At 46.2% G+C, this 18,844-nt stretch carries 9 protein-coding genes and 1 other RNA gene; 6 read left to right on the top strand and 4 right to left on the bottom strand.

From position 1 onward, the window contains the following. Positions 1-341: 341 nt before the first annotated feature. Positions 342-5,960, top strand: a complete 5,619-nt coding sequence (locus MARGE09_RS18370) for a thrombospondin type 3 repeat-containing protein (RefSeq protein ID WP_236984504.1) — start codon at positions 342-344, stop codon at positions 5,958-5,960. A 554-nt stretch (positions 5,961-6,514) separates the two neighbouring features. Here the strand turns inward: MARGE09_RS18370 and MARGE09_RS18365 are convergent. Beyond that, positions 6,515-7,399, bottom strand: coding sequence for a LysR family transcriptional regulator (locus MARGE09_RS18365; protein WP_236984502.1), 885 nt, complete (start codon positions 7,397-7,399; stop codon positions 6,515-6,517). 128 nt (positions 7,400-7,527) lie between these two features. Between MARGE09_RS18365 and MARGE09_RS18360 the strand changes: the two genes are divergently transcribed. From MARGE09_RS18360 to MARGE09_RS18340, 5 genes are all read left to right on the top strand, one after another. Next, positions 7,528-7,770, top strand: a complete 243-nt coding sequence (locus MARGE09_RS18360; RefSeq protein WP_236984500.1) for a glutaredoxin — start codon at positions 7,528-7,530, stop codon at positions 7,768-7,770. A 68-nt stretch (positions 7,771-7,838) separates the two neighbouring features. Further along, positions 7,839-8,462 (top strand): glutathione S-transferase family protein, encoded by a 624-nt coding sequence (locus tag MARGE09_RS18355; RefSeq protein ID WP_236984498.1) that lies wholly within the window; start codon positions 7,839-7,841, stop codon positions 8,460-8,462. Positions 8,463-8,499: 37 nt separating this feature from the next. Next, positions 8,500-8,889 (top strand): MAPEG family protein, encoded by a 390-nt coding sequence (locus tag MARGE09_RS18350; RefSeq protein ID WP_236984496.1) that lies wholly within the window; start codon positions 8,500-8,502, stop codon positions 8,887-8,889. A gap of 145 nt (positions 8,890-9,034) precedes the next feature. Further along, positions 9,035-11,128 carry a pyridoxamine 5'-phosphate oxidase family protein gene (locus MARGE09_RS18345; protein WP_236984494.1) on the top strand — a complete coding sequence of 698 codons (2,094 nt, stop codon included), beginning with the start codon at positions 9,035-9,037 and terminating at the stop codon, positions 11,126-11,128. 276 nt (positions 11,129-11,404) lie between these two features. After that, positions 11,405-12,058 (top strand): cupin domain-containing protein, encoded by a 654-nt coding sequence (locus tag MARGE09_RS18340; RefSeq protein WP_236984492.1) that lies wholly within the window; start codon positions 11,405-11,407, stop codon positions 12,056-12,058. Positions 12,059-13,251: 1,193 nt separating this feature from the next. Here the strand turns inward: MARGE09_RS18340 and ssrA are convergent. From ssrA to MARGE09_RS18325, 3 genes are all read right to left on the bottom strand, one after another. Beyond that, positions 13,252-13,644: a transfer-messenger RNA gene (gene ssrA / locus MARGE09_RS18335) on the bottom strand. Positions 13,645-13,846: 202 nt separating this feature from the next. Further along, complete coding sequence (locus MARGE09_RS18330) at positions 13,847-16,078, bottom strand: DUF1631 family protein (RefSeq protein WP_236984490.1); 2,232 nt, start codon at positions 16,076-16,078, stop codon at positions 13,847-13,849. A gap of 290 nt (positions 16,079-16,368) precedes the next feature. Continuing rightward, entirely contained in the window at positions 16,369-18,786 is a 2,418-nt protein-coding gene (locus MARGE09_RS18325) for a protein kinase domain-containing protein (RefSeq protein WP_236984488.1), read from the bottom strand. Between the last annotated feature and the right edge of the window lie 58 nt (positions 18,787-18,844).

Below are 18,844 nucleotides of genomic sequence, written 5' to 3'. Positions count from 1 at the left end.
ATAATTCATCGATAAGCGTCAGGCTTTTGGGGAACTTCTTTATTTGGATTAACTACCTTGGTTGTGCGTCGTAAATTGGGTGAGTTACGACCTGTGGTTTAAATTTTATTCGGTAGTTAATGTGGGGAATCGTTTTATCCACAGCATTTTATCTTTTTAGCTTGTTCGGCTTTATCCATTAACCAATCCCTATAGATAAAATATCGCGCTTTTAAGTATGCATTATCTGGCATTGCGGGTGCTTGCATAGTATCCACCCACTTTATATGGGGGTATACGATAAAACGTAATTAATGAATAATGGCGCCACAATTAATAAGGTACTTAAAAGGCTCTAATCGATGAAATTTGGTCGAACTCAATACGTGTGGATGTTGGTCGTTGTTTTTTTAATTTCGGCTTGTGGAAGTGGTGGCGGAAGCGAAGACAAGCCGCCGCTTTCTTCAAGGGCAGCTGCGAATTCGCAGTCTGTTGCTGTTAGCTCTAGCCAAATGTCCTCATCCGTCAGTTCATCCATTAGTGTTCCTGAGAATGCATTAAGTGCTGTAAGCATTGCTGATAGCGATGGTGATGAAGTGGCTGATGCAGTTGATAACTGTCCTGCGGTTAGTAATAGAAACCAAGTTGATGCGAACCTTGATGGTGTTGGTGATGTGTGCGATGCCAGCTTACCCGAGGCGCCGGAGGGCTTTACGCTTTGTTCACCTCAAACCGCTGCTGAAGATAACCCACCCAAATCCTGCCATATTCGCTTACCTGCGCAAATGGCGTTTGGTGTTAATGGGACATACGTATTTATTGATGTGCCTGATGATGAAGGCCTAGGCGTTATGGATTTTATTTGTGAACGCGCGCCTTTTCGACGAGACCCTACACCTGGCCAAGGGAAATTTTGTTTTGTAAATACTGATTCTTTTGGGCCTGTGGATTCGGATTTGGATGGCGTAGCCAACGATATTGATAACTGCTGGGATATCCCCAATAGCGACCAGCAAGATACAGCTGGTAATGGGCGAGGTGATGCGTGCGACTTTGGCGAAACCCGCGCGCTGCTATCCGTTGTGCCTGCCACTATTGATTCCCCTGAGGTATTACAGCACTTTGATCAAGCGTTCATTATTGGTGAGAGCCGCCTTATACATTGGTGCTTTCCGGCGATGGGCGACGACGAGCAAAGCAGCCAGCCGAGCAATGCTAATGAATGGCCGCAGCACTGTATTCAGGGTGAGCTGAGTGACGATTACCGCTTCGAAACGCCGGTAGTTTCACCCAATGGCGTCGAGGTGGGTAATTACGCAGAGGGCGTACTCACCGATGATGGCGTCTATATTGTTATCACTACGCCGGAGCAAGACACAGAGGTTTTTATTGGTCTGAATCAAAATTTGGATGATGCCGACGGCGATGCTATCCCAGACGAAAATGATAACTGTGTCGATATATTTAACCCAAGCCAACAAAACCGTGATGAAACGGGTTTTGGGGATGCTTGCGCATTTCCTTACTCAAATTTATTTGCCTCGCCTCGCCAAATAATCAATACCCATAGTGACAGCAATATCCAACTTGAAGCTTTTCGAGTGACCGACAATGGCTTACTACAGACGACTTTTATCGTAACAAATACGATGTGTGAACAAGGTTGTCGTGTTGATTTCGAAACCTCGATGGGTGCTAGCCCGCTGGTTGTTGATTTGCCGAGTGAAATTTATGCCGTATTGCCATCAGACTTATCGACTTTACAGTTGCAAGCGGATGTATCTGAAGAGGGTGCTGCACGCATTCGTTTGCAAACGAGCAGTGGAGAAGTGCCTTACGAGTTTCTCACACAGCGCCCAGATATTATCGATAGCGATGATGATTTTATTCCCGATGTAATCGATAACTGCCCATGGCACAGCAATGTTTTGCAAATCGATAGTGATGCCGATGGCGCAGGTAATGTTTGTGATTCACGATTTAGCGGTGTTTACAAAACACGACAAATGAGTTTTGAAAAAAACACACAAACCTCTCCCGATATTGAACAGGCATTAATACTCGATAGCTTTGTGATTGATCGCGCTGGCGAGCTAACCATTGACTTGGCGCTGTATTATCAAGATGGCAATATCAATTGTGAGCCCTGCGTATTAAGCGGTACACAGTTTATAGAGTCGCAACTGCAAGACCTCGATATTATGGCGGTTGAATCGCTAAATTTCGCGGGTGTTATTGATGGCCAATTAACGACAGAGCAAGGGCAGGAAGCGGTTGCTTGGTCATATTCCGGTACTGTTGATACCCAAGGTGTTCTGGCTTTATCCATTAGTAGCGTCTTCCCCGAAGGGGATATTTTAACAGAGGGTGCAAGTAGTCGTTATATCGGTTTGCGTTTAGACGTTGAGGATAAAGACTCCGATTTAATTGCTGACTTTGCCGATAACTGCCCACTGCTTTCCAATGTGGATCAAGTGAATACGGTCCAAGATATTCAGGGGCTAGAAAGCCAGAATGATGAGCGTGGTGATGCATGTACGTCGCCCTATATGGGTTACTACACACTGGCTTATTCGGGTGATACGCGCCGGCGGATACCTGTATCGCAGGTGAATAAAAATACACCCTACGGGGCAGTAGAGGGTATTCGCGCTTTACCTGATGGCCAAAAATACTATGCGAACACTGATCTTGGAGGTAACAAGCAACCCATTTCTCTGATTATTGATGCCGATGGTGTTCTGCACTGGGGATATCGCGGCGAGGTTAATTCTTTTTTATGTAATGCTGACGCTATTGTGGGTTGGCAGCTGCAGCAAATCGACTATGAAGCTAAACGCGATCAAATTGAAAGTATTTGGAGTGAGATAGATTTACTTAATTTTAGGCGGCAGAAACCGCTAGTTATTTTAGGGATTCAAACACCAGTCACATATCCACGTCTAGTGGATGCTGTCGCTGAGTACGATAAATTAATGCGCCAAATGATTTTTAGTCCTGCAGGCCGTACCTATGAGAATTACGAAAAGCTAGTGGCTTTTGCCGATGAAGCGACGGCTCAAATGGTTGACCCGACAGGGTTTCTTAATGATGTTGGTAGTTTAATTGGCGTAAAGGTGGGGGCCACACGCCTTGCGCAAATACAAAAGATTTTAAAAGGTTCGTTATTTGATAAGCGGCCCACTTTAGCCCAGTTGCGTAATTATGATTCCAGTGTACAGGCATGCCGTTTTACCTCAGTTGATAGTATGGCGTCTGTTGACCCAGTATCGGGTGAAATTACTGGAGAAATGCTACTTAATCGCGGTGGCGCTACGATTAATAGTGCTCAACTAGAAGGCTCAATCGATGCGCACGGTAACCTCCGATTACAGCAAAAACTCGCTGGGGTAGAGCCTACTATGGCCGGCTACAACACACTGGATTTTTATGGTTTTCAACATAGTCAATTTCAGTTTGATGAGGATAAAAACCTCGTTGCCGACGCCACAGAAAGTATACCGCTAGGTTTTAAGGTGTCTTTGGTGAAACCTCGCTATTGTACTTATGAGCCTTTGTTTCAAATTACAACATGCAGGCTAAAAGCAAAAGTGCGTAGCTTGGGAATCCCCCTGTTGAATACAGAGCTAAACCTGTTAAATGCGTCGGCCTTTGATACAGATAAAAGTATTAGTAACGGTACGTTTGATATCCCAGGCTCGCCTACCACTAAGTTTTTTTCTTTCACGTATAAGCAAGTAGAGACAGACCGTGAGTGCGGATCCATTATTTGTCGCGTGTCGGTACGTGAAATGAATATTCCGGTGCCGCAATGGGAGCTTGTGTCACCTGTTGTGTCGTCGTATGTTGCGCTGGCTGGGCCTAAATCAGAAGGTATTTTTATTGATACAGCGGTTGGCCAAGTGCAAACTTTGGACGTTGAGTTAGTCGCACGTAATTTAACCGGTGCTATACAAACGTTGGATGTCAGTGACACCAATGTTTCCAATTCCGATGGGCTGAGTATGACGCTAATGCAAGATGGCGCGCCGCTTAGTGAGCTAGATATGCAGCCTGGTCTGCAGCGTTTACCCCTTCAGCTTCGAATAGATACCCGAGGCGCTGCTGATGAGCTGAATAATTCGATCATCAAATACGCGATGACTATGCCGACAGAAGTAGGCACCTTTACACTCGAGAATGAATTATATGTAAATGTGCTCAATACTCGAGCCGACCGCGATAAGGATGGCATTGCGAATTATATCGACCTTTGTCCGAATGATAGTGGCTTAGCCCCTGATGGCTGCCCTGCAGGCGTGGCGCCTGCTAACACGAATGGTATTCACACTTTAACCTTGGGTGATGGTATTAGTGGCGTCTTTAGAGGGGTTGTTACCGATGTTGGTGGTGTCCACATAGGTACGCTGTATATTGACGTGAATGCTAAAAATGGTGAGTCGTGGAGAATTCCGTTAACGCAAGCGACGGCAAAATTTGATGATAGCGGAAGGTTTAGGGGGACCGCCCGAATTAAGAGCCTTAAGTTAGGTAATGGTGATGGCGAACAGTTAGATTTTGGGCAAGAGGTTGAGCTGGATTTTGGGATTGATCAAGGTAAAAATTTATCAAATTTAGATGTGCCTTTGGTAGATGAAAAAGATTATGTCTTTTTCAAGTTTAAAAACGAGACAGTTTTGAAGCTTGGCGATATTGCTTTAAATTCAGGCCTTGTTCCGCAACAAAAAATTACCTTAGCAATGGATCCTAATGACCCCTTCTTGTACGGTCGTATTAATGGTTCTAGCGAATTAAGTGGGAGTAAGTATTTTTCGTCTATTGATAATGTAGGGATTGGTATTTCTACCCAGGGTAATATCCCCTTCGAGGCCGATGTTGGCCTGCTCGAAAATATTACAATTTCCGATAGCGATAAAGAAGTGCTAGGCGCATTTGACAATGCTAACTTGTTACTGCGGGGTGATATTCCATTAAAGCAGTTCCCTGGGGTGACTGTTGGCGGTGATATTTATGTTTCTGCACCGATGGATGATGTCTTTAATGGTGATGCTTCTGGTTTTGCTTTTGGGGCTAATGGCACAGTAACGTTTAGCACAGCATTATCCGATGATGAAAATTCACTATTATCACTGCTAAATGCTGATTTAAAGCTTGGTCAGGCAACGGTTGGGGCATCTTCTGATGGTTTGATTGTAGCGGGTATTTCTAAATCGCTGAGTGCTGCGAATCTGTTGCCAGACGAAATTGCCGATATTTTAGGCTTTGGTCAAACCACAGAAACCGAGCTACTTGCAAAAATATCGGCCGATAATATTTCTGATTCGTCTTTTGAGTTTTATAACGATGTGAGTTTTGCAGCACCGTTACTAAAAGATTTGGGTATTATTAAAACAAGCAGCATTCCCATTGCCTCAGCATATTTTAAAATCGATTCCGATGCCGTTAGTTTTTCGGCCAAGAACCGCACAAAAATGCTGTCTGGGTCAGCTTCAAGAGAAATCGACTTCTCCGGTACTTTCCCGCTTAAAGAGGATGACTGGGATGAGTGGGAATTAAAAATCGTCGGTCGAGTCAGTACGGGTATTCCGGGTATTAGTTTTGATAGTGATGCAACCGCAGTGTTACGCGCGGACAAATTCACCATTGAGGGGAAATCGGATTTTGCTGGCTTGGCTAATATTAAGCTGAAAGGGGAGGCGACACGCAAAGACCTGACATTAACGGGGTCTTCCTCGGTGAAAATTCCGTTGTATATAATTATTGCCGGTGAACGCACCAAAGTGGCCGAAATTTCCGCCAAATCTAAATTCACGGTCAGCACGAAAAAAGGCGTCACCGCAAAAGTTTCAGGCTCGATAAGAGACGGAAATGGCAAGGTCATAGCCAGCTCAAAACTGTCGGCATCCGTTAGGGGGGATTCTATGACTATTTGTGTTGATTTGGGCGATATCTTAGGTAAAGCCTGCGGAACCATAGATTAAGTTAAATAAACGTTTCAAAGCTCATTGAATCCTTATCGCGAGGCTTGCCTATTTATTAAAATGGGCAAGCTACATTTTTTGGGGCAGTGGGCCTGCAGTCTCGAACTCTACCCTATTCGATTGAATATCATTGTGAGCTTTACCACCCCTTTTACTCAACATAGCGAAGTTTAATGATTTAGCCGCGTGGGCAACTGCCCCTTGATTCCTGACGAGAATGATGGCCTCTTCTTGCAAGTTATCGAATACCGCTTGTATTGGCGTTTCTGGTTTATAACGCACTGCAATAATTGAGGAGAATTGCCTCTCATTAACGTGCTCGGTGGTATTAGATTGTGGGCGGTGGTATGGGGCACCGGTTTGGTTCCCGCAATATGAATTGAATTAGTCCATAAATTTAATTAGTAAGCTAATGCGGGTTTATGCTTACGCAGGATCTTCGGAACCCTGTTTGTCAGAAGCTAGCAGAAACTCTGTTGACATAGCCGAACAAAATTTGTTTTATAGGTATCGCCTATTTAGAGTGTGAGTTTAGGTTTATCGCCGAACGCTTACTATCCGAATTCATCCATCAAAAAATCAATGAAGCAGCGTACTTTTTTCGATAGGTACTTCCTATGGGGATAGATGGCGAATAGACCAAATTCAAGTGTTCTGTAATTGGGTAATACTTGAGTCAACGTGCCATTCTTCAATTCTTCTTCGACAATAAATCGAGGAATCATACCGATGCCTCCATGCGCTAACGTCATTTCCTTCACGGCTCTTGGGCTATTTGCAGAAGCGCGAGACATCACATCAATGGATGCCGTTTCGCCGCTAGGTGTGACAAAAGGCCACTTCTTACCAATACGGAAATTACTGTCGATGATGCAAGTGTGATTTTTTAGATCGTTTGGAGAATCTGGTGCTTTTTTTGATTCTAAATAAGTGGGTGACGCGCATAGTATCAAGGGAAAGGTGTTGATGGATCTTGCCACCATGCTGGAATCATCAACGCCACCGATTAGAATACGGACATCAATACCTTCTTCAAGCATATCAATTGCTTTGTCACCCAAAAGTAGTTCGACCTGCATCTCTTTATGCTTATCGAGAAATTGGGGTAACACTGGAGATAGCTTCATTTCGCCAAAGGTTTGCGGGGCGCTAACCCTAAGCAACCCCCTTGGTGATCCCTGTTCTCCTGTGACATCATCGACCAGTGCATTAAAGCTATCAATCAGGGGAAGTGCGTTTTCATAATAATTTTGCCCGGCTTCGGTTAGCGCTAATCGACGGGTAGACCGGTTAAATAGCCTCACCCCCAATTGTTTTTCCACCTCTCCGACATATTTACTGACCAAGGCTTTCGAAAGCCCTAGCCGGTCGCTTGCTGCGGTAAAAGAGCCGGTTTCAACTACGGCCACAACCGTTCTCAATCCATCTAATGTATCCATGATTGTCAATATATCATTGACAATCATTCAACAGCAAGCCGGTTTTTCCCAAAGTCGATTTTTTGGATACTGATCTTCATCGGCAGTAAGCACCAAGTTGAGTGCTGAAACAACAGGAGGCCAGATATATGAACAAAATTGAAATTTACACAAGACCAGGATGCGGCTATTGCACGCATGCTAAACGTCTTCTTGAAAGTAAAGGTTTGGACTACAGCGAGTATGACACTTACGCGCAGCCTGAGAAATTCCAAGAGCTACGTAGACGTACTCAAGCGCGAACCTTTCCTCAAATTTTTGTTGATGATCTGGCGGTAGGAGGGTTCGAAGACCTTTTAAAGCTTGAGCAGCAGAATAGATTGCCTAAGTAAAGTAAGCCGCTTGCAACAGAAACTTAAGTAAAAACTTTTTAATCACAAACTCACTCAGGAGCTAAATCATGTCAACAATCAAACTATATCGTCATCCACTTTCCGGTCACTCACATCGCGTTGAGGTGTTCTTGTCATTGCTTGGTTTACCGACCGAGTTAGTGAATGTGGACTTGGCAAATGGCGCACACAAACAAGCTGACTTCTTGAAAAAAAATCGCTTTGGTCAGGTCCCGGTAATTGAGGATGGTGAAGCAACGCTTTCAGATTCTAATGCCATCTTGGTTTATTTGGCCAGTAAGTATGACACTAACCACGAATGGTTACCTCGAGACGCGAAGGCAGCTGCAGACGTTCAACGCTTCTTATCTCTAGCGGCAGGAAAGATCGCTTTTGGTCCTGCGGTCGCAAGACTGGTTAACGTGTTTGGTGCTGGTTTGGATCATGAAAACGCCAAGGCTATCGCACACCATACTTTTGAGCTGCTTGAAGCTCATCTATTGGAGCAAGATTGGTTAGTGGGCAGTACGCCGACTATTGCTGACGTTGCCAACTATACGTATACCGCTCATGCACCGGAAGGTGATGTGTCACTTGAACCTTATCCGAATATTGTCGCGTGGTTGAATAGATTTGAAGCGCTTGATGGCTTTGTGCCAATGCAAAAAACGGCCGTTGGCCTGAATCGATAAGACAATCAAAATGTCGAAATGATTAGGAGATGAAACTATGATCACTGAAATTCAAATGCTTGCTGGTGCAGGCGGACTACTACTCGCGCTCACCCTTATTCAAGGTACGCGCAACGTTATACTTTTAGGGCTTCCGGTTGCTGCAGGCAATCAACACGACATTGCACCTTGGTCCGGTTGGAATGATAGGCTGAATCGAGCCATCCGAAACTTGATTGAAGCCATCGCCATATTTGCGCCCATCATGCTAGCAGTGCACGGGTTAGGATTAAACAATGACGTCAGTGCCTTGGGTGCTCAGATTTTTCTGGTGAGCCGCATTGTGCATGCGGTGATCTATACACTTGGGGTGCCTTGGATTCGCACACTTGCATGGTTTACCGGCATCATAGGTATTGTGATGGTGGGCGCTCCACTTTTCACATAAGTCGTATCTAAAACGGTTTACCTAATGATTCAAAAGGGTCAGACCAAGGAGGAGTCTCCGATGGTCGGCCCAATAAAAATTATGTGCATATACTTAGCCAATTAAGTGCATAGTCAGTTAAGTTCTGCGTAGTGAGGATTACCTTATGACAAACTCAATACAGGATATTAAACCTTCACCCTTTCATTCGGGCGAACAAAAAATCCAGGCTCGCATGGGCGTTAGGGAAAAAATGGAACGTTTTGGTCGAAAGGTTATTCGAGACTTTATGCCAGATCAGCATCGAGAGTTCTATAATCAGTTGCCGTTTGTCTTTGTCGGGCATGCCGATGGTGAAGGTTGGCCGTGGGCTTCCATCTTGTTCAATTCACCTGGGTTTATGCACTCGAAAAATGAACGCTCGCTATCGATTAATACCTTACCTGTAGAAGGCGACCCTCTTCAGGAAGCCATTGTGCCTAAGACTCGACTCGGTTTACTCGGAATAGAATTGCCAACACGGCGGAGGAACCGATTAGCGGCACACATTAAGCGTAAAACGGAACAAGGGTTTGAGCTGAATGTAGATCAAGCGTTTGGTAACTGTCCACAATATATTCAAACTCGTGAATTGGAATGGCTGGGTGCTGATTCAATACCGAAGCCTGAAGTTCAAGAAATCACGTTGTTTGATCAGGGTGTACAGGCGCTGATCTCGAATAGTGATACTTTTTTTGTGGCTAGCTACCTTGCTAATGGTAGTGAAGAGGCCAGCGAAGGTGCAGATGTTTCTCATCGAGGCGGTCGGCCAGGTTTTGTCCGGGTGGATGATGACAAGACGCTGACCATTCCAGATTACATGGGCAACAACCACTATAATACGTTTGGGAACTTTATTGAAAATGCCAAGGCTGGTTTGCTCTTTCTTGACTTTGAAAACGGTCACCTTGTGACATTGACAGGCACCGTAGAGATTTTGTGGGATTCGCCTGAGACAAAGTATTTTGAAGGTGCAGAGCAGCTATGGAGATTCCACCTTGATCATGGGCGAAAACTCAAATATGCACTTCCGCTCAGATGGAAATTGCAGGCGTTTTCTCCTAACACGTCTTTGACAGGTAGCTGGCAAGAAGCCAAAGCATCGGAAGATGCTGCAAAACTTAAGAACGAATGGCGGCCTTATAAAGTTGAGAAGATTGTTCGGGAAAGCAGTGTCATCAAATCCTTCTATCTCTCTGCTGTTGGGCATCAGGCGCTAAAGTTTATCCCTGGGCAATTTCTTACCCTGAAGGCTGAACTTGAAGGTAAAAAACAAATACGTACTTACACCTTGTCGAGCGCGCCGGCTGATCATCAGTATCGAATCAGTGTAAAGCGCGAAGATTCACCAGATGGTAAGCGCCCTAAAGGGACTTTTTCCAGTTACTTACATTCAGACATAAATGTAGGGGATACGATACTCGCTAAAGCCCCCACGGGAGCATTTCAATATAATTCAGAGAGTGATCGTCCGGCTCTGCTTCTTGCGGGTGGTGTCGGCATTACGCCGATGATCTCGATGGCACGACATGCATTGAGTGAGGGGCTTAGAACGCGAAAAATGCGTTCGATCACCTTCATTGGTGCTGCGCGCAGCCATCAACAAAGGGCATTCTTTGAAGAATTTAATGGGATTGCTGAGGCGTCTCAAAATCAGATACAAGCCTATTGGGCATTGAGTGAAATCAGTCCAGATTCAAAACCCGGAAAAGACTTTCAGCACGTCGGTCATATTTCAAAAGACCTGCTTCAAGCAATATTGCCACTGGATGAATACGATTGTTATCTTTGTGGTCCGGCCGGATTTATGCAGGCAAGCTATGATTTATTGCGCTCGTTAGGTGTCAGCGATTCTCGTATTCATGCCGAAGCATTTGGCCCGGCGTCATTGAAACGAAATGCTGATGAGGCAACGAAAAGCGTCGTATCGCAACCAGTTGCTTATCAAGCTATTGTGGAGTTTTCCAATTCTAAAGTTGAACAGGCCTGGTCAAAAGAAGATGGCAACTTATTGGAATTTGCAGAAGCGCATGGGTTTGCTCCTAAGTTTGGTTGTAGAAGCGGACAATGTGGTGCATGCAAAGTGAAACTGACGTCAGGCAAAGTCGCTTATGAAACGGAACATCCAGAGGGGGTGGACGATGGAGAGGTTTTATTGTGCTGCTCGGTTCCGGCTAGGGTTGAAGGAGAAGAGGTTGCTAGGATTTCTATTGGACTTTAGGTGTTTAGGTTTTACAAAGCGTTACTCTAGCATTTGTGAACCATTCGATTGCAGTGATTTCTATCTCGGAGGGTGGGTGATGATATTTCAAGAGCTGGTTAAGGTTCATGGCCTGAAAGCAGGGCAAGTCGCACTAACCGTAGGAACGTTATTAATATTAGTAAATCAGTACGATGGAATCTTTGGTCAGGAGAATTTTCTACTTTTGCCGGCCTTGATAACCTACGTTGTACCTTTTCTAGTATTTCTGCTGGGTAAAAGAAAGGAAGGTGTTGGATGTTAAACATAGATCTTTCCCAGCGGTTGGTGATCGAAACCTCAGCTATGAACTGGACTGAAAGCCCAGTTTCAGGTGTATCACGTAAACCGCTTGAAAGAGAGGCTAAAGAGTCTGGGCATACAACAAGTATTGTGAGGTACGAAACGGGCGCTAGTTTTTCAGAGCATGGTCATCCCTTGGGTGAAGAAATCTATGTGTTAGAGGGAGTGTTTTCCGACGAAACGGGCGATTTTGGACCGGGCACTTATATTCGCAACCCTCCAGGCAGTGTTCACTCCCCTTTTAGTAAAGAGGGCTGCACTATTTTCGTAAAACTGAATCAATTCAATCAGAAGGATTCAACTCAAGTTCGGGTCGATACAAAAACATTTCCTTGGCAACAGGGCATAGGTAGCCTAGAGGTAATGTCGCTGTACAGTTTTGAAAGTGAGCATGTCGCCTTGGTTAAGTGGCCCGCAGGGGAAGTGTTTCAGCCACATCGACACTTTGGTGGAGAAGAAATTCTGGTTCTCTCGGGAATATTTAGAGATGAGTGTGGCATGTATCCGAAGCATACGTGGATTCGCAACCCTCACATGAGCCAGCATCATCCTTATGTTCATGAGGACACCGTCATTTTGGTCAAGACAGGGCATTTGCCAATAGAGTGATTTACTTTGAGCTAGCTTTTGAGTTTGAAGGTTAATAAAAAGCCCTAAAGGCCAGTAAGGACTCATTAGGGCTTAAAAATTTGGTGGTGGGGCGGGACGCGGGTTCAGTTCCCCCTTTCGCAACTGAACAAGTCCATTAAATACCTGCGATTAGCTATCGATATTTGTGCCCCTAAACGGCCCTAATTAGCTTGATTTGATCCGTAGTTGTGAGCGTTCATGGTGGTTACCAAATTGTCCAACAAAGGAGTTTTGTAAACGTCTCGCCAGCCACACCTTTTAAGCTTTATTCAAACGCCAAGGCATAAGCTCATCCAAGCTGCAATTTTCCTTCGGTATCTGATTTAACAGACTACGAAAAAATCTTTATATTCAATAATATAGGTTATCTATTCAACTCCCGCCGCCAACTTAACCAAAGATACTGTTGTGCTCAAGGGGCAAGATTTTGATGGGCGGCGGGAAATCCGTTTTGGGTAAAGCCAATCATGCGGTAACTAGTGGGTGCAAGGTAATTGTGCGGGCCGTCGCGTGTATGGAACACGTGTAGAGATTCCATGGATGGCTTGCGCGCCTGCGAAATGATTATCTTATGCTCGGCTGCTGGGGCTGCTGGTGGGAATTTATATTGAGCTAACTTGGTAAACTTCAAACTTCATTTCTGAATTAATTGCTCTACATCGCTTAGATTGGCTATGCTCCTTCGGTAATTGATTACGCCCGATATGAGACATGAGACGGCTGGACCGGATATTGAGCGAATCTCATTATTGTGGCGGCGGGAATATACTCAGGGCCATCCATGGCCCTGACCCTTCGGGCGCCGTTCGGCGGTGCAAAACGTTCCGGACGTTTTGTGAACCCGCTACGTATTAGGTGCAAACCAGCGCTTTACACCACCCATAAAAAAACCCATTCAAAAAAGACTGTTGCTTCGCTGGGAGTTTATAGCGAGGCTTGATGCGGTGGCGGGAATATACTCAGGGCCATCCATGGCCCTGACCCTTCGGGCGCCGTTCGGCGGTGCAAAATGTTCCGGACGTTTTGATTTGTACCGCTCTTGCGCATCCTGCGCCCGCGGTATTAGCGCATCCATGCACGTCAACCCGTTACGTATTAGGTGCAAGCCAGCGCTTTACACCACCCATAAAAAAACCCCATTCAAAAAAGACTGAATGGGGTTTTTTTATGGGTGGTGGAGGCGGCGGGATTTGAACCCGCGTCCGTCAGCACTCCGTCTTCGGCTCTACATGCTTAGTTTCCGTTAATTAATTTAACCCAATCACTACCCAACGGGCAGGGCGTGGTGGGCGAGTTCGCTTAAAGTTTTGCAATGTTGCCACGATCTAAACAACACAGCTATCCAGTTCTATATGACAGTCGTTAACGCGGTACTGGCACCTTGCTAAAGACCGCTAGCGGCGAACCGCTAGGTAGTGCTTCACAGGCTACTTACGCAGCTAGTTGGGCACCGTAGTTGTCATCGTTGGCAACTAATTATTGTGCAGCTTTGGATTAACGTGATTGGCTACCATCACGACATGCACCTTAGATTTTGTTACCGGCGTCGAATCCTAATCGCCCCCTTTTCGGTAGCAAGCTGCTTGCACAAAATAGTGAGGTAAGCAGCTTGATGTGAAAAGTGTTTCTTTCAATGCGCGGATCTTGCATCTACTTGAAGAGTATTGCCAATAGGCTGTTAGTTGGCCTTTGGTTCATCAAGCAGGCCATTATAGGCGTGCTCGGCAGTGGCAGCAAGCGAAGTCTGCATTGTGGTGTAAATGTGTTCTATTGGCGGTTGCTTATAGAGTCTGTTTGGTTGCGGCGTAGGCCGGTAACGACTTCTTCCAGAGCTTTGTCAAACACCCTATTATTTTCGAGCGGAATAAGTTGTTCGCTTTTAATGGCAGTTATTACATCATCTATGGCCATATCGATGACTTTGATGCCATTGCGGTTAATAAAAATATAGCGATTGGTTTGCTTGATAATGGCGGCTAATTGGCAGCGGATTGTGCCTTTGTCGGGCGCTTCCCAGTTAAATAGTGCGCCGCGGGGGAATTGCGCTACCTGTTCGCGCAATAGAGCATCGGCAGGGGTGTCTTGTTCGGTTTTTGGTTGTGCCGTGTTAGCGCTTGCTGGGGTGGCCGCAGTTGTTTGGTACTGAGATTTAAGTACTCTATTCGTTTTTGGTGATACTTCTAAGCTGCCTGGTGCAGGCGCTTCGTTTTGGTGGCTATTTTTAAGCTGGTAATGTGTGGGCGCAGGCTTGCCTTTTAGGCAGCTGCACAATGTTCGGTGCAGTTCTTCGAGTATTTCGGCGGTATCGAATGCGTTGTGTGCACAAGTGGTTAGCGCTTGCTGAATGTATTGCATAGCTTTAGGTAGGGCGTTACTGCGCTCTATTTTATCGGCGGTGTTAGTGCAGGCGGTTGTTAGATGGCAAATGTCTTCGAGTAGATGAATATGTGCAAGCCATTTAGGCGAGGTAATGCTGTCGCGCATGGCGGTTACTAGCATTACGTTGCGCCAAAGTTTGGTGGCAAATGCATGTACAACCGGTGCCGCATTGGCAGTATTCAGTATTTTGGCAATAAGGGTGTCGGTGATAAGTTCGGTTTCTTTGGCTTTGGCTTTGCCTTGCGCACTACCGTGTAAGCGAATGCCCAGCAGGGATAATTGCTGGCGTTCGTTGTTAAGTGTTTTGCGTAAAACCGCGAGCGCCTCTATGAATATGGTGATATCGGTGCCGTAGTTTTCGACAATATTGTGCGTAATGCGGTCTAGGGTGCGAATAGTTTCGGACTTTAAGTGCGGGTCTTGTTTTTGTTGCCAGCCAAGGCCTGCTAAAACGAGTTCGTTTAATAAACTGCGTGCTGGGTGCTGGTTATTAATAAGAAACGTTTTGTCCAGCAGGGCAACTTTAATGGTGGTGACTTGTAGGCGGTTAATGTAACCCTTGGTCATGGGTTCTAGATTATCGTTGCGGGTGACGACCTCAAACATCACGCCAATAAGTTTGATCAATTCTTGGTCGTGGTTGCATAGCTCACCAGAAATATTTAAGCGTTTTTGCGTTTGCTGTAAAAGTTGCGTCATGCAAGTTGACGATTCTAGAGCTGTGGCGCTGCTAAGCTCGCGCTGTGCGACTTGTATAATTGTTATGAGTTCTTTGCGCGTTACCAGCTTAGCGGGCTTTTTTTCCCCAAGTACGCTATCGAGAATGCTGGCGGTCACTTCGTTGAGCGGTGCAGTATTTTTAGGTTGGCGCTGGCTAAGCTGTGATATGTGCTTGCTACTAAAGTGCTTGTCGAATTCTTTGGCTTTGGCTACGCCAATTTGGTCCAGCAGGTTATCTACAGCTTGGTAAATGTTGTGTAGCTGGTCAAATAGGGATGCTTGAAAAACATCACTAATGCATTGCATGGCCGGCGCAGGCAGTTGTAGGCGTGTTATTTGTGTGCTGTACAGACGTGATAATACCGTTGGGTGTAGCGGGTTGGTCTGGTGCGCGTCGTTACTGCTGTGTTGCTCAATATTATGGGCGGTAAGTACACCTTGTATGCGTGTACTGATGCTAGCCAGCCGGTTTTTGTTTTGCGCTATGGTTTCGTTTTCCAGCTTTTCTAAGTTAATGCTCCAGCGGCTTGCGCTATCGGTTGCTTCCGTGTTGGATGTTGGCGCGTTACTTTTGTTGTGGTTATCGACTAGCTGGCTAAAAGCAATATCAATGCCGCCGAGAAAGTGTTGGCAAAAGTGCGGCTGTTGCGCGCGCAGCAGGCGGTTAGCATCAAATAGTTGGTTTTGTATGTCGGTTGAGGTTGCGCAATCTGCGGCGTGAAAAATGCTGTCGTTGCATTGTTCGAAGCAGTGATTAAGCAGTGCCTCTAGCACCATGCGTGTTTTTTGGTTTAGGCATGTTAAAGCTGATGGTAATTTGCCCAAGTTGGCTCGCTCTTGCGGGCTGAGTATTGGGTTTAGGGCGATTACATTGGTGACTGCTTTGGCGGCTTCTGTCACTTGGGGCTCCTGTCTCACGCATCGGCGTATTACTACTGCTTCATTCTGATTTCAAAATGGAATAAAAGCGTACTTCTCTTAATTCAATATTAACAATATCACATGCTTAAGTATGAGTTGTGAGGGGCGGCTCATTTTAGAGATAAGCGTTAGATTATTAGGGCGTAAGCGGCAGTTTAAAAATACTATTGGTTATATGGGGTAGTGTAAGCGCGCTATTGCAGGCACCTTAAGTTATAAGTTGTGGTGTTTTAGGTGTTGCTTATAACTTAAGGGGAAGGAGGCAGGGGTTAGCTTATGCGGAAGTACAGTTGGTTGAGCACTTTACCGGACACTAGTATTTCGATGCGGTAACGCCCTGCTTGGGCACCGCCACGGGCAAGGTCAAAAACAAATTCGTTTTCGCCCTGTGGGCCTTTAACAAAGATATGTTTGGAGCCAAGAGGCTCGCTATTGTCGTCGCGATAGAGTTTGGCCGATAGCACAATCTTGGCGTTCTCAAAATTTTGGTAGTCAAACTTAAAAAAGATTTTGTCGTTAACAGCAATGGTGCGCGGCTGTTCGCGATCGATTTGTACTTTGGGTAAGCCCGAGGCCCGGATCGTATCGATACGAGGTTGGTGTTGGTACTGGTGCTGGGCAATAGCTTTTTGAATGTTGGCCGCTGCGGTTTGAACAACCTGTGTTTTGGGGAAGTTTTCCAGTGCATTATCGGCAAGTGCGAGTGCTTTAGTGTAGTTGCCGTCGTCTATGTGCTGCTGCGCGCTATTTTGCAGTTGTTCGGCCAGTAGGTCTCGTCGTTCTTTGGCTAGGCCGTTGCGTTTATCCAGTGCAAGTATAGCGGTGTAAGTTTGGTAGGCGTTGCGGTTTGCTGGTGCGTAATAATTGCCTTTGCTCGCGTAGCGTTGGGCTTGAATCATTAGAGCTTCGGTTTTTTCCTCAATAGAGGCCGAGCTGAGCAGGTTGCTCTCCATCTCTAGCGCTGGCACATAGTTGGGTAAAATGGTTAGCGCTTGATGGGTGTAATGGCGGGCGCCTTTAAGGTTGTTTTCACGCAGGGCGCCAGCGGCTTGCTTTACTAGCATCTTGGCAATGCGTTCTAAGCCTTCGTGTGCCGGTTTTAGTTCGGGGGCTATTGCCAACGCGGCTTGGTATGCGGCGGCGGCGTTATCTTGTTCTGGCTCTACGTAATTGCGACGTTTATATAGGCGGTGGCCATCTTCGAGTAGTTTTTCTAGTTTGCTGCGCTGTGTCATTTGGGCGCGGGCTTTATCCATTGCCGGCGAGCTATGGCCAGGGAATATTTCAAGCACGCTAGCGAGTGTGCGCTGGGCTTGTTTAAATTCGCCTTTGTTGAATTGGGGCTCCAGTTTGGCTATTTCTTCGTCAGCCAGTAATGCGAGTGTTTCTTGCGCGGTTTGGTCGTTAGGGATAAGCGTTAAAATAGCGCGGTAACTTGTAACCAACTGTTGTAGGTTTTTTTCTGAGGCGTAATTTTTGTAGGCCTCGTGAGCCTGTTCGACCTGATGGGTTAGCTGCGCATACTGGGCTTGTTGTTCTTTGCTGAGCTTGGGGTGTTTACCTAATACGAGCTGGGCTATTTTGCTTTGTGCATTGGGTGATTTCACCTGGGGGGCGGTAGCTTCAATGGCCGCCGGTTGATAACTGGCGACAAGGTAAATTCCCACTGCGGCCAAGCTGGCAACGCAACCACCGGCGACATATAAAGGCCATTTAAGGTTTAGTGAGGGTGGCTCTTCGGTTTTAAACGAAAGAGTAAAATCTTCGGGGCCATCGTCATCGCTGGGTGTGCTATCGCCATAGCGGTGAACCGGTTGCTCGCTGACCATGGTGGGGGTGTCAAAGTCAGAGGTGTCGTCACTATTGTATTGTGCGACTTGCTCTGCAATGTAGGCTAGATCTAGGTCGTCTAGCGCTTTGATAAACTCAGCGCCGCTTTGAAATCGGTCGTCAGGGCTTTTTGCCATAGCTTTATCAATTAGCCACTGCATCTCACGCGCATAGTGGGGCAGCTCGGGCACGGCTTCTGTAATGTGGCGAATACCAATGGCCACCGCCGAGTCGCCCTCAAAGGGAACATAACCGGCGGCAAGGTAAAACAAAACAACGCCCAAACTGTACAGGTCGGCTCTTGGGTCTACATCATTGCCTTTGGCTTGCTCGGGGCTCATGTAGTGGGGGGTGCCAATTGCGGTGCCGGCTTGGGTTACGCTGATGTCCGCTTCGCTGGCGCGAGCAATGCCAAAATCCATCAATACGGCGCGATTAGTGCCGCTTTCAATCATGATGTTTTCGGGTTTAATATCGCGGTGTACGTAGCCTTTGCCGCCAGAAACATCCAGTGCGCTGGCGATGTCTTTGACGGCTTGGATTTTTTCTATAAAGGTTAGGCTTTTACGGGAGTGCTTAAGGTCCGCGCCGTCGATGTATTCCATCGAGAGGTAGTAGGCGCCATTGGATAACCCGACATCGTAAACCGTGACAATATTGGGGTGTATCAGTTTGCTAACAATTTGTGCTTCGCGCATAAAGCGCTGACCAAAAGTTGGATCTTCGGTGAGCGCTTTCGACATAACTTTTAGCGCGACTTCGCGCTCGAAAATATCCTGCACTGCCAAATAAACAGTGGCCATGCCGCCTTTGCCCAGGGTTTTGATGATTTTGTAGCCTGGGATCTCTACCGCCATGATGTGTCGTGTTCCAGTCAAAGGTATTGGTGTATTTGTGGGTGGCCATCATAGCCTA

Source organism: Marinagarivorans cellulosilyticus (assembly GCF_021655555.1).
GTDB lineage: Bacteria > Pseudomonadota > Gammaproteobacteria > Pseudomonadales > Cellvibrionaceae > Marinagarivorans > Marinagarivorans cellulosilyticus.
This window is presented reverse-complemented; position numbering and strand designations above follow the sequence as displayed.

Bases quoted from the DNA above. Each gene is read 5' to 3' on its own strand.
- MARGE09_RS18370 (WP_236984504.1), top strand. From the start codon at position 342: ATGAAATTTGGTCGAACTCAATACGTGTGGATGTTGGTCGTTGTTTTT.
- MARGE09_RS18365 (WP_236984502.1), bottom strand. From the start codon at position 7,399: ATGGATACATTAGATGGATTGAGAACGGTTGTGGCCGTAGTTGAAACC.
- MARGE09_RS18360 (WP_236984500.1), top strand. From the start codon at position 7,528: ATGAACAAAATTGAAATTTACACAAGACCAGGATGCGGCTATTGCACG.
- MARGE09_RS18355 (WP_236984498.1), top strand. From the start codon at position 7,839: ATGTCAACAATCAAACTATATCGTCATCCACTTTCCGGTCACTCACAT.
- MARGE09_RS18350 (WP_236984496.1), top strand. From the start codon at position 8,500: ATGATCACTGAAATTCAAATGCTTGCTGGTGCAGGCGGACTACTACTC.
- MARGE09_RS18345 (WP_236984494.1), top strand. From the start codon at position 9,035: ATGACAAACTCAATACAGGATATTAAACCTTCACCCTTTCATTCGGGC.
- MARGE09_RS18340 (WP_236984492.1), top strand. From the start codon at position 11,405: ATGTTAAACATAGATCTTTCCCAGCGGTTGGTGATCGAAACCTCAGCT.
- MARGE09_RS18325 (WP_236984488.1), bottom strand. From the start codon at position 18,786: ATGGCGGTAGAGATCCCAGGCTACAAAATCATCAAAACCCTGGGCAAA.